This window comes from Colwellia chukchiensis (assembly GCF_002104455.1).
In the GTDB taxonomy this organism is placed as follows: Bacteria; Pseudomonadota; Gammaproteobacteria; order Enterobacterales; family Alteromonadaceae; genus Cognaticolwellia; species Cognaticolwellia chukchiensis.
In genome coordinates this window covers 1-11,569 of record NZ_NBOC01000028.1, presented here as the reverse complement: position 1 = coordinate 11,569, position 11,569 = coordinate 1, and the positions used below count along the sequence as shown (strand labels likewise).

17 protein-coding genes are annotated in these 11,569 nt (G+C 39.2%); 14 read left to right on the top strand and 3 right to left on the bottom strand.

Annotated features, from left to right (window positions below; translation table 11 throughout):
- A partial coding sequence (locus B6K83_RS18485; protein ID WP_143327785.1) for a transposase occupies nucleotides 1–96 on the bottom strand: 96 nt, incomplete at its 3' end.
- Between B6K83_RS18485 and B6K83_RS17730 the strand changes: the two genes are divergently transcribed.
- The 5 genes from B6K83_RS17730 to B6K83_RS17710 all read left to right on the top strand — a co-directional run bounded on the left by B6K83_RS17730 (nucleotide 88) and on the right by B6K83_RS17710 (nucleotide 3,479).
- Nucleotides 88–789: a hypothetical protein gene (locus tag B6K83_RS17730; RefSeq protein WP_092251500.1), complete on the top strand. Its 702-nt coding sequence runs from the start codon at nucleotides 88–90 to the stop codon at nucleotides 787–789. The genes B6K83_RS18485 and B6K83_RS17730 overlap by 9 nt on opposite strands.
- Nucleotides 790–800: 11 nt before the next feature.
- Entirely contained in the window at nucleotides 801–1,292 is a 492-nt protein-coding gene (locus B6K83_RS17725) for a TIR domain-containing protein (RefSeq protein WP_085286197.1), read from the top strand.
- 53 nt (nucleotides 1,293–1,345) lie between these two features.
- Nucleotides 1,346–2,365 (top strand): TIR domain-containing protein, encoded by a 1,020-nt coding sequence (locus B6K83_RS18245; RefSeq protein WP_085286196.1) that lies wholly within the window; start codon nucleotides 1,346–1,348, stop codon nucleotides 2,363–2,365.
- A gap of 64 nt (nucleotides 2,366–2,429) precedes the next feature.
- Nucleotides 2,430–3,053 (top strand): RHS repeat-associated core domain-containing protein, encoded by a 624-nt coding sequence (locus tag B6K83_RS17715; protein WP_085286195.1) that lies wholly within the window; start codon nucleotides 2,430–2,432, stop codon nucleotides 3,051–3,053.
- Nucleotides 3,054–3,479 (top strand): hypothetical protein, encoded by a 426-nt coding sequence (locus B6K83_RS17710; RefSeq protein ID WP_085286194.1) that lies wholly within the window; start codon nucleotides 3,054–3,056, stop codon nucleotides 3,477–3,479.
- An 86-nt stretch (nucleotides 3,480–3,565) separates the two neighbouring features.
- Here B6K83_RS17710 and B6K83_RS17705 read toward each other — a convergent pair whose 3' ends face one another.
- Together B6K83_RS17705 and B6K83_RS17700 are read right to left on the bottom strand one after the other, a co-directional pair.
- Complete coding sequence (locus B6K83_RS17705; protein ID WP_085286193.1) at nucleotides 3,566–3,883, bottom strand: hypothetical protein; 318 nt, start codon at nucleotides 3,881–3,883, stop codon at nucleotides 3,566–3,568.
- A gap of 438 nt (nucleotides 3,884–4,321) precedes the next feature.
- On the bottom strand, nucleotides 4,322–5,254 hold the full coding sequence (locus B6K83_RS17700; protein WP_139175653.1) for a hypothetical protein: 933 nt from the start codon (nucleotides 5,252–5,254) through the stop codon (nucleotides 4,322–4,324).
- Between the two features lie 161 nt (nucleotides 5,255–5,415).
- Between B6K83_RS17700 and B6K83_RS17695 the strand changes: the two genes are divergently transcribed.
- The 9 genes from B6K83_RS17695 to B6K83_RS18240 all read left to right on the top strand — a co-directional run bounded on the left by B6K83_RS17695 (nucleotide 5,416) and on the right by B6K83_RS18240 (nucleotide 11,348).
- Nucleotides 5,416–5,682: a hypothetical protein gene (locus B6K83_RS17695; RefSeq protein ID WP_024605864.1), complete on the top strand. Its 267-nt coding sequence runs from the start codon at nucleotides 5,416–5,418 to the stop codon at nucleotides 5,680–5,682.
- A gap of 221 nt (nucleotides 5,683–5,903) precedes the next feature.
- Nucleotides 5,904–7,457: a Mu transposase domain-containing protein gene (locus B6K83_RS17690; protein ID WP_085286191.1), complete on the top strand. Its 1,554-nt coding sequence runs from the start codon at nucleotides 5,904–5,906 to the stop codon at nucleotides 7,455–7,457.
- Nucleotides 7,447–8,202 (top strand): IS21-like element helper ATPase IstB, encoded by a 756-nt coding sequence (gene istB, locus B6K83_RS17685; protein ID WP_158088381.1) that lies wholly within the window; start codon nucleotides 7,447–7,449, stop codon nucleotides 8,200–8,202. The genes B6K83_RS17690 and istB overlap by 11 nt, the downstream gene beginning before the upstream one ends.
- Nucleotides 8,199–8,690 carry a hypothetical protein gene (locus B6K83_RS17680; RefSeq protein ID WP_085286189.1) on the top strand — a complete coding sequence of 164 codons (492 nt, stop codon included), beginning with the start codon at nucleotides 8,199–8,201 and terminating at the stop codon, nucleotides 8,688–8,690. The genes istB and B6K83_RS17680 overlap by 4 nt, the downstream gene beginning before the upstream one ends.
- A gap of 87 nt (nucleotides 8,691–8,777) precedes the next feature.
- Nucleotides 8,778–9,626: a tyrosine-type recombinase/integrase gene (locus B6K83_RS17675; protein ID WP_233144089.1), complete on the top strand. Its 849-nt coding sequence runs from the start codon at nucleotides 8,778–8,780 to the stop codon at nucleotides 9,624–9,626.
- A gap of 89 nt (nucleotides 9,627–9,715) precedes the next feature.
- Nucleotides 9,716–10,045, top strand: coding sequence for a type II toxin-antitoxin system PrlF family antitoxin (locus tag B6K83_RS17670; protein WP_085286199.1), 330 nt, complete (start codon nucleotides 9,716–9,718; stop codon nucleotides 10,043–10,045).
- 20 nt (nucleotides 10,046–10,065) lie between these two features.
- Nucleotides 10,066–10,521: a type II toxin-antitoxin system YhaV family toxin gene (locus B6K83_RS17665; protein WP_175474858.1), complete on the top strand. Its 456-nt coding sequence runs from the start codon at nucleotides 10,066–10,068 to the stop codon at nucleotides 10,519–10,521.
- A 58-nt stretch (nucleotides 10,522–10,579) separates the two neighbouring features.
- Nucleotides 10,580–11,119 carry an RHS repeat-associated core domain-containing protein gene (locus B6K83_RS17660; RefSeq protein WP_085286187.1) on the top strand — a complete coding sequence of 180 codons (540 nt, stop codon included), beginning with the start codon at nucleotides 10,580–10,582 and terminating at the stop codon, nucleotides 11,117–11,119.
- Nucleotides 11,109–11,348 (top strand): hypothetical protein, encoded by a 240-nt coding sequence (locus tag B6K83_RS18240; RefSeq protein ID WP_092251498.1) that lies wholly within the window; start codon nucleotides 11,109–11,111, stop codon nucleotides 11,346–11,348. The genes B6K83_RS17660 and B6K83_RS18240 overlap by 11 nt, the downstream gene beginning before the upstream one ends.
- Nucleotides 11,349–11,569 lie beyond the last annotated feature (221 nt).

Below are 11,569 nucleotides of genomic sequence, written 5' to 3'. Positions count from 1 at the left end.
AGCTTCTGTTACGGTATAGCCTTGTTCAGTGACCAGTTTTACTGCTTCTTCTCTGAACTCATCTGTATAATTTCTTGGTTTTCTTCTTTGCGTCATTTTCACACCTTTATTAATGGATTAATTATCCATCATAAAAGTGTGCGGTTCTATTTAATCAGATCAATACTAAAAGAGATTGAAAAACGTTACAAAAAAAGAAGCGTGTTTATCTCTGGTAGCGCAGAAATTTATGCGCCATACGAAAGGTTTGAGGCTGTAGAGTTCATTCATAAAATGTCAAACGCCTTAATTGAAAATAACCTCAGAGTAGTAAATGGATTTGGTTGGGGAGTTGGTAGTTCTGTTATTAATGGGGCATTAGAAGCAATTTATTCAAAACCTTTGAAATATTCTGAATCTCAGTTGGTCTTGAGACCTTTCCCTCAATTCAAATCTGGAAAATCCGAGTTACCCCAACTTTGGGAAGATTATCGACAGAAAATGATATCTTTATGTGGTATATCAATTTTCGTGTTTGGTAATAAGGCTAAAGAAGATCAGATTATAGAAGCTAATGGGGTCATCAGGGAGTTCGAAATATCGCACGAAAACGGCAATATCTGCATTCCTGTAGCTGCTACTGAGTATGCATCTCGAACTATTTACGAATTAATTATTTCACAGCCAGAAAAGTATTATGCAAATCCTGACATGGCGGTGAAATACTTGAAAATTCTTGCAGATAGCAAAACGAAACTAGCAGACAAAATTGCTAAATTAATAGAATTCATTAACGCACTAAATAAATAAAGGAGTATCACATGGCGAGAAAAGCTTTTTATAGTTTTCACTATTTAAATGACAACTGGAGAGCTTCAACAGTCCGTAATATGGGAGCTGTCGAGGGAAACAAGCCTGCAACTGATAATGATTGGGAATCAGTGAAAAAAGGCGGTGACAAAGCCATTCAAAATTGGATTGACGATCAAATGAAAGGAAAATCATGTCTCATTGTCTTAGTTGGTGAAAAAACTGCTGGTAGAAAGTGGATTAAGTATGAAATTGAAAAAGCATGGAATGATGGCAAAGGTGTAGTTGGGGTTCAGATTCATAAACTTAAAGATTCGGCTGGAAGTCAGGCAGGCGAAGGGCGTAACCCGTTTGATGATTTTAAAATTGGCGATAAAAGCTTGTCTTCAATAGTTAAATTGAAGAAACCCACTCAAACAACTAGTCAAGGTGTTTATAATCACATAAAGGAAAATTTAGCTGATTGGTTAGAAGAAGCTATAAATATCCGAAATAAATACTAAGCAAAAAGAGCGGCTGGCTTTTAGCAGCCGCAATACAATAACTTTGGGGAAATATGTCGCTTAAGAAAAAGAAAAAGGAAATTACAAGACTTATATCAGCTTTCGAGCAAGAGGCTAATAAATTTCATGATTTAAGCTTTTCGATGTATTACTTTGAGCAGAAACTCCCAGAAAAAAAAGATACATTCAAGTCTCCTAATCATTCAATAATGCTTTGGCAATATTACGGTTCATTTGATAATCCTGATTCTTCATTGGAGTTTATTGAAAACATTAAAAATAGTGATCTTCAGTGGGGAATGAGAGGATCATCGCTTTCAGCTTTTGCCGTACTTGAAGGTGAGAAGTGCCCATTGTTTGTTCGAATGGCTACCAGAGCTGGCGGCTTATTTAATGAAAAAGAATCTTACTTTTTAAAGTCTAGGGTTGTTGGTGAAATAGCCGACAGTCTTGCGACTACAGGAAAGCCTGTATCCGTTACCAATGACCATCAATTAGCCGTTTGGCTAAATTATTTACTCTATTTTGTGTCACAGATTAAGCCCGAAAAAGAGAAGTTACAAAGGATTGAGCCAGAACCTTTCGCATTATCTTTACAGGCTTTAGAAGCATTATTAGAAGAGCCACAAATTAAAAAGTCTAAACACAGTATCGAAAACATATGCTTTAAAGTTGCTTTGTCGTTTCCGGGAGAGCAAAGACAAGTAATATCTAACGTATTTGAATTGCTGGAAAAGAAGCTTGGTAAAGGCACTGTTTTCTATGATTTTAAGTACTCATCCCAACTTGCAAGACCAGATTTGGCAAACTTGCTTAAAAGTGTATATGAATTCAATTCCGAACTAATAGTCGTTTTTTTGTGTAAAGAATATACCGAGAAAATGTGGTGTGGAATTGAGTGGGAATTTGTTCAAGAGCTAATTTCGGGCAAGGAGGCTAGCAAAGTCATGTATATCAAATTAGATGATTTTGAGTTAAGCCATATTCGTCCCACGGACGGTTACATTGATGCTCGTGATTTATCAGACAATGAATTATGTGATCTCATTATTGAAAGAGTCGCTTTACTATAAATGCTCGGTTTCTCAAAAAAGGATACTTGAAAAGTATATTGGTTCGTAAATCGTACTAATTTATATGCAGGCACGATACTATGATCCAGTCATCGGTCGGTTTTACTCAAATGATCCCTTAGATACATTGGGTCACATGAGCAAAGGGGATATTCATGGATTCAATAGGTACTCATATGCTAATAACAATCCATATAAATATATCGACCCAGATGGTTTTGATTCTTTCTTGGTCAGCAGACCTCTAAAAGGATTTTTGGGTAATGCTGGAAATCACAACTTTATAGTTCACAATGCAGATTCTCCGGGTGACCCTAACGGAACAGTTAGGTTTTTTGGTGATGTTGGAAATGATACTATGGGTGAAGTCAATGCAAATACAGAAGGGTTTTCGGCAGGAACTTTGCAAACTGATACAGCCGCTTGGCAAAGCCTATCTACAGAAGGTTCTGAAGCATCGTTCAGACAAATAGATGCGACAGATGAGGCTGTTGCAGCGATAGCTGATTCCGTTCAAGGTGGCCAAGAATATAGTGCTATTCCAGCTATACAAGGCGGAGTTAACAGTAATTCGGCCGCGGGGGCCATAGCCAATAGAGCCGATGGTGGTGCTCCGAGAGTAGACAACGGACAAAATCAACCGGGAGCGGGTCAACATGAAAGAGTCGAATTTAGAGAGAATAATTAAATGTCAATGAAAGGGATAGTAGTCACGGTAGCAATCTTATTGCTAGCTTATCCAGCTTATCTCTGGATAACGTATATTAATGAAACAATCACAACTGGTTCTGGTTATGGTTTCAATATCGGTGATACAAAGAAAGAAGCTTATAGCAAACTGAATACAGCTTTGAAAGACCTAGGTGGAAAAAACGGTTCAGCTTTTGTACAAGTTAAATCCAACTCACAAATGGCTAAATTTGTAGCAACTGATACTGATTTTGATGTGATGATAAAACCGCTTTTTCATGATGTAGGTTATGAGCAATTTGAAAAACAGGAACTTTGGCAGTTTTATGTAGATGCATCGTTTTTCAACACATTGAAATTAGAGTTTTGTAACGGAAAATTGTGCCGTATCCATCGACATAGAAAGTTCTTTGAGTTGCCCTAGTAAACTCACGTTTGAATCCAAAGCCTCGCCCAGTGCTTACCAGAAGGTTTGCCCTCGCGGGGCTTTGTTTTATCTGGCTAAGCTGCTCAATGAAAAAATCCGTTTGGTGCCAAATTCAATTGGGTGATCTGATCAGGACTGAAGCCGTGGCGAAGGAGTTCCAAGTCTTTTAGTTGCACCTGTGCAACATCACCACTGCCGATCACATTATAGAAACTGCCACTTGCTGTAATGATTAATCTTTTGTTAGGAAAAATCTTTTCAATATTTGATGTACTGATATAGCTGCCCGGTGAAAATCGGTAAGTCTCATCTTCTTCGCAAGTGCCCCAGAGGATTTTGCCAATCAATTCCTCATCATCAAAAATAGAGACGATGTACCAATCTTTAACCGTTGTATTCATGATTTAAACTCCATGAGAATTTACGATGATCATAGAAAAGTTTCAGTTAAAAAAATATTGAAAGCATGGATCTAATATCGTTTTTTTTCACTTGAAATAGGCGTTGGCGAAGGACTGCTGTTAAGCTAACAGTCGGGAAAATATAGATATTGCAACCTATTAATTTCACAATAATTAATTACGGTTTTTGACCGATTTATAGGAGTGTTTCATTCTGGTGCAATTCTAGTGTCACCTGAATAGCTTTTTGTGTGCCAATTGGAGAACTGAACTGTGTCATTCTGACGTCATTTTACAGGTATATATTACCTCAAAAAGACACACCTAATTTCATCTTGGTGATACGATGGCGTTATTCCCCCTGAAACAAGAATTGCATAGGAATGAAACAAAAATAATAATTATTAAATTAATCACGGCTCAAATCGGTAGTTTTGGTTATTTACCGTAGGCATGAAAATAAGGATGAGTTTTCTGCTTATTTAAGTAAGTCATGATCTTTTGACTGAGCTTTTCTTCTTGTTCTTTATTACTAAGTGATTCGGTCGATTTGATTAATGATTTAACAAATGCTTGGTCGATAAACAACTGGTCAACATCTAGCGGTTTATTTGTATTGCTCGTTTTGAACAACGAATTGGATTCAAGCAAAAAGAAAATATAAACGTAAAGCTCAAGTATCAACTTAATGTCATATTTAAATACCATCAAATAGAGAAACTGAGCGTAAAAGTATTTCTCAACTTTTCGACTGGTTTTTCTCCCCCCACGATATTGATGAGCAACACACATCACCATCAAGGCAAGCAGTGAATCAATTGATTTGGTGGCATATAGATTGTTGAGTTGCGCGGGATTTATTTGCTTTAGGTTGTCGATGAACCTTTCTGTCGATAAGCCGTTAGGAAAATGATGTGTTTTAAAAATCCGTTTTTTCATTTCATCAGGCAATTGAAATGCACAATTTTGCACTCTGGCTCTTCGGTTTAATAAATTCCAGAAAGGATGCACGCGCCCAAACAGCTCATAAAAGCCTACCGCATCATTTACTTGGAAAATCTTTGATGGCTTTTGAATTGACTGTCCCTTTGCCAATTTGTACCAGTACCCCGTTTCAAATTCTAAATGGGTTATATCATTGTCTATTTTTGTCGGTTCAGAATAATGATGTCGTTCAATTGTATGCAAGTGCCTGATGAATTCTGCAATAGAATGGTAGCCCTTTTGAGATAAATAACTCTTAAAGTTAACCTGCGTGTATACCCGCTTTAAAGGCGTACTTAACTTTTTATACTGCTTGATAGACAGGCGGTTTAAACTTTTTTTGTATTTATTTTTGGTATAAGTATATGGGTTTTCGCCAGAATTCATAAGCTTCATCAAACTTTATCAAATCAATTATTTATTACCTATCAAGTAGTTACTGCATATTAAACCTAGAACGATTGCTTGTACTCGCCCAACGTAGATCTGGCTTGAATCCCATTCTACGCTAAAAGTTCCGCTAATTTCCAAAAGGAGAGTGACTTAACTTGAGTGAGACCGAAAAACAGGAACTGGCAAAAGCCCTTGAAGCAGATTTATTGAAACTTCATGGGTCTTCGATTCTAACGCTGAAGCAGTTACATCGGGCATTAAATTATCGCTCGGTGGATGCGGTAAAGCAGGCGATATTGCGAGGTGTCTTCCCTGTACACACATTTGAAATGCCACATCGTCGCGGCAAATTCGCCTTAATAAAAGACGTTGCACAATTTTTGGCAGAGCAAGCATTTAACGAGGAGAAAAAAGATGACTAGTTAGTAAAGATATTAAGCAGTATTAGTAGTAAATAATTTTTTCTGGCGCAGAAACGACAGAAGCCCAATAATGAGCGGCAACTCTAGGGCTTCTGAAAAACATCTTTTGCATAGATGATGTTGTTAGTGTCGTTGTAAGTGGGCCACATGTCAAGAAAGTTTGGTTATTTTCTTGTTGGCCCCTCTGTGCCTTTATTTTAGATAAATAAGGGTAATAACACATGTTAAAACCAACTCAAATCCGGGCAGCGATCCGCGCAAAATTCGTGCTGCCTGACATTACTATTCGTAAACAAGCAGATTTTGCCAATGCATCACCTTCTTCTATGGTGAGAGTTAACAAGCGCTGTGAAAAGTACGATGTTGATCACCTACTGGCTGAACAGCTCAATGATGAGGCGCTTATTAAGCTGATGTTTCCTGATATCTTGAAGAACGCAAAAAAACGTGTACCGAAAATTCAATATATTGTGGAAGAGCGTACTAAGGAAAAAGGAAAGCGTAAGTCGATAACAGTTCTTTACCTTGAGTATTATGCAGAAGATCCGATGTCGGCAATGAGCTATTCACATTTTTGCCGCACCCTCAAGAAGATCTTGAAGCGCTGCAAGCTTTCAATGAAACAGCTCCATGCAGCGGGTGAAGTCGTATATATAGATTACGCTGGCACCAAAGTTCGCTATAACGCAAACGGTGAAAAGATATGGGTTAAAGTCTTTGTTGCAGTGCTAGGCTCTAGTCAAAAGATCTTTGCCTTTGCCACTCCCGGTGAAACCTCGGCTGATTGGATTGAATCTATGCGTCGTATGTTTATTTACTACGGTGGTGCAACCGAAGTGGTTGTTATGGATAATGCAAAAGCACTGGTTTCACAACCGGGTCTCATTCCCACTTTTGTTGAGAATGTGAGTGCTTTTGGTGATCACTACAATTGCCTAATGGATTCTTGTCGTGTAGGCCGTCCACAGGATAAGGCACTTGCTGAACTTGGCGTTAAATTTGTTACTCAACGCATTCTCATTCCGATGAATCAGGATTGGGATTTCTTTAGCCTTAAAGAAGTCAATCAACACCTTAGCAAAGAAGTAGAAGTGTTGAATAATCTGAATTTTCAAGGCTTAGATTTCTCACGCAATGATCTCTTTTACAAAAATGAAAAAGGTGTCTTGAATCCTCTGCCTCATACCGATTTTGACATGATCGTAGAGAAAATGGTGCAACAGGTATCGACTGAATATACCGTTAAATATCGTAAGCATGAGTACTCTGTGCCTTGGGTGATTCATGGTGAAACGGTTGAAGTTTACGTTACGTTAACGCACCTTCGCGTGATACATATGCACAAGCTTGTTGCCGAGCATGAGCTTTCGGATGAGCCGATGGGCGCTACCATCCTTGAAGAACATATGCACCCAGATCACCTTGCCGATCTTGAAAGTAATGACATGGATAAAAATCTGGCATGGGCTGTTGAATCTGGTTCACATGTGAACCAGATGGTTGAACTTTGGTACTCCAAGGTAAATAACCCACGCTCTCGCGCTATAGGCAAACGTTGTCGAGCGCTGATGAAACTCAGCGATAAAAAAGGCAGCAATGTGCTTAACGATGCATGCGAGTATGCGCTTCAACATGACATGTTAAGTGTTTCGGATGTGGAGTTGGTTGTGCGTGCTCAAGTTGAGCAGGACGGTATCAAAAATCTACCTGCATATATCGCAGCCCATGAAAATGTGCGTGGTAGCGCGTACTACGGAGGTTCTCATGAAGCTTAGAGATAAAGTGATTGATAAATGCGAGAAGCTCAAATTAACAGGTGTTATGGCTGCGTTGGAAGTCCAGTTTTCTTCCAGCGCTTTCGATAACAAGAGCTTTTTAGCTCGACTTGACCATCTTCTCACAGAGGAGGAGTCATCAACGCTAAATAAACGCATTAAAACGCTTCAGCGACAGGCCAAATTGCGTTGGCCTAATGCGGTCATTGGCATGATCGATTATAAACTACATCCCGGTTTAGATCCTGCCAAAGTCGAAAACTTGGCGGAGTTACATTGGCTTCAAAACAATCAACATGTTGTTTTTACTGGCCCTACAGGATCTGGAAAAACACATTTAGCTTGCGCACTTGCCAATAAAGTTATCATGGCAGGTATAAGTGTTCTCTTTTTCCGATATAACGAGCTGCTGTTGCTTTTAACGGCAGCGGATAAAGAAGAGCGATTTACGCAGTATTGTAAAAAGCTCAACCGTGGTTCAGTCATTGTAATTGATGACTGGGGCGTTGCTCCGTTAAATGCTGCTCAAAGACATTTGTTATTTGAGTTCATAGAATCGCGTGATCAAAAAGGTTCACTGATCATTACTTCTCAGTATCCAATGTCGAGTTGGTATGAAGCTTTTGGGGACCCCACTATTGCTGACTCGGTACTTGATCGCATTGTTCACAATGCTCATCACATCGACCGCAAACAAGGTGGTTCAATTCGCAGAAAGCTTGGAGTTAATGGAGGTCGCAAATGAGTAATATACAACAACCATCTTATATGCAGGTATTGGGGCAGTTGAATTTAGAAGACATCTATATTCAGCAAATGTTTGATTATTATCATGAGTGCTTTGAAGCCAACGAGCAGTATCAACAATTTGTTCTGGAGTCCTCCCGTATACCAGACGAATTACGAGATCATAGTTACGCTGGTATTTGCGACAGAACCTTAGGTACTGAAGTTCCTAAAGCTCGTTCCTTATCAGGTGGTGCCATGCGTGGCACTATGCAAACGGTTGGCTTAATACGCTCCTCTGGCAGTGAACTGTTTAGAGGCTGTGCAGTGTTCCCGAAATTGGATGAGCGTGGACAAATCATTTCTGCTGTTGGTTATCGTTTTGGCAAGCGAATTCGCCATTGGCAACAGGAAGTTGTTTACTGGGAAAAACCTAAGCTCGATGGCTATGTTCATGAAGGGTTGGCATTTGTAAAGGAGGTCATTTATGGAAAAGCCTGTCACTAAGCGGATCAGCGACAACATTCCTTATTACCTAAAGCTTTGTGAGGCAAAGGGTGATTCGCCAGATACCATTGTGAATAAAGCTGCGGATTGGATAAATTCAATGCGTGGTGTGCAACCAAGGGAGTATATGACATCGACCAAATTGATTTAGATTTGATGGATGACTACATGCTTTACCTCAACCAGTATCGCAAGCCCTTGGATGGCAAACCAATGACGGTTGCCAGTAAACGTGGCTACCTGACTTATGTGAAAACATTTGTTGAAAAACTATATGTTAAGGATTTACTCAGTTCAAATACGCTGGAAAATATTGAGCTGCCCAAATTAGGTCGCCCACTGCCTAAAGCCATTTTTACACAAACTGAGATCTCGAAAATTCTTGATCAATCATTAGTGTTTGGCTTCACTGGTATGCGTGACAGAGCCATTATGGAAACCTTCTTTGCGACAGGTATTCGTCGTACAGAGCTTGCTAATTTAGACATTGATGATGTTGATTTAAATGAGCAACAAGTGCGTGTTCGTAAAGGCAAAGGTGACCGTGAACGTATTGTGCCGATCAGCACACGCGGCTGTGAATGGATTGCGTTTTATTTGAGTAAAATCAGACCACGTATTTCATTCATCAGCTCAGGTAGCGCATTATTTTTGGCGAATAATGGCAAACGATTTAAACCTAATAAGCTGTCAGATATGGTGTCTCGCTATGTTATGTTGGCGGGTATCAAACGTGCTGGCTCTTGTTATCTGTTCCGCCACGCTACTGCTACGACAATGCTTGATAATGGTGCTGATTTGCGTCATGTACAAGAAATGTTAGGTCACGCTGACATTTCCACCACACAAATCTATACCCATGTTTCACGCACTAAGCTCGCTGAGGTCTACGGCAAATCCCATCCTTCAGCGTTAAGCAACTTGAGCATTTTCTAGCTCACTTAAAAAGAGGTAATGCATTTGCATTACCTCTTCATTCATACTAAAATCAAAACAATTGAAAAAAGCAAATGATAGAGGTTGTTATGGCACAAGTTGCTTTAGAAACTGAGTCAACACTGACAGACCGTTATCAAACTACGGTGCCTAGTCCTGTACGTCAGGCGTTGCAGTTAGGCAAGAAAGACAAAATTAAATACGCAATACAGTCTGATGGCAGCGTTGTTATCTCGCGTGTAGAAGCGCAAGAAAGCGACCCTGTACTTGGCGAGTTTTTATCATTCATAGCGCGTGATATGAAGGCTCACCCTGAAAGACTAGAACCGTTATCAGCAAGTATGCGAGAAAGCGTTGATGCGTTGGTTGAAGGTGTTGAAATTGATTTAGATGCTCCGTTATTGGATGAGGACGAGTAAGTTTGCAAAAAACGATACCAATGGTCGTAAATGGTTGGACACTTTACACTCATCCATTGTTTAAAGAGCAGTACCTTAATCTTAAATCACAAGTTGAGGCTTTACGTGAAAAAGATCCAAAAGGTTACCTTAAAAAGAACGCTACGAAACGATTAGCTGCTATTCAAAGGCTACTCTTTGAATTAATACCACATGACCCTACCAGTGCTGAATTTCGCCAAGGAAGCACATTAGGTGATGATAACAAGCATTGGTTTCGGGCAAAGTTTTTCCAACAATACCGTTTGTTTTTTCGTTATCACCTAGAATCAAAAGTCATCGTTTATGCTTGGGTAAATGATGAAAACAATAAACGTGCATACGGTAGCAAAACAGATGCTTACAAAGTATTCGAAAAGATGTTAAAGTCTGGTCATCCTCCTGAGGGATGGGATGATCTTTTAAAAGCAGCCAAGGACGAATTGCTCTCTCCATAAGCGAACCGCTTGTTTTTCCACAAGAAAGTAGTCAGGATCGTATTTCCGATTATTTTATATGCAGGCACGATACTATGATCCAGTCATAGGTCGGTTTTACTCGAATGATCCTTTGGATTACCTAGAACAACTAGCTAAAGGAGATGCAGTACATGGGTTCAATAGATTTGCATATGCAAATAATAATCCTTATAAGTATACTGATCCAGATGGAAAAGATGCTAGCTTATATCCAAAAGATAAAGCAGTAGCAGATCCCTCTGATGTAGTTAAGTCTTCCCCGAAATTCGAATTTAAACTAGAGGCTACAATAGAAAATAAAATGGAAACAGTGGAACAAGCTGATAACATGGAATCTTCTAAAGAGGCGGTAGCAAATACTACTTTAGCAGTAAGTAGTGCAGCTCTTACCGTTTTAGCTCCTCCAACAGCACCTTTGGTAACGGCTGCTGGAATAACTGCTGCGGCAGTTGGCGGGGTTGAACCTGTTCATAAAGGTGACGTATTCAAAACAGAAGTTTCTATTGAAGCAACCAGTTTAACAGAAGAACCGAAAATTGAAGTGAAGACAACTCAAGAGCAAAATCATGACAACTAGTATTTTCTTATATGCTCTTTTAGTAATAATATCTTTTGTTGTACCTATTAAGTTAAATAGCGATAGTCGTTTATTGTTAAGTATCTCTTCTTGTTTTATTGGTGCTGCTGTAATAACCGCTGTTTTTCATAGTGATATGGATAAAGCCAAGTGGATTATTGTCGGTTTAAACTCAATAGGGATGATCACATATTATATTCGATATAGGGTTATTAGAAACAAAAGATAACTGTAAAATTTGCTGATTTTTGAATCCAAAGCCTCGCACTCGCGGGGCTTTGTTTTTCTGGCTTTGGTGACTTGGTTTTGTTTTCAAGGCTGGCTGATCTGATTAAATGGAACCGCACACTTTTGTGAAGGATAATAAACCCAGCAACAAAGGTGTGAAAATGACCCAAAGAAGAAAACCTAGAAAATATACTGATGAGTTCAGAGAAGAAGCAGTAAAGC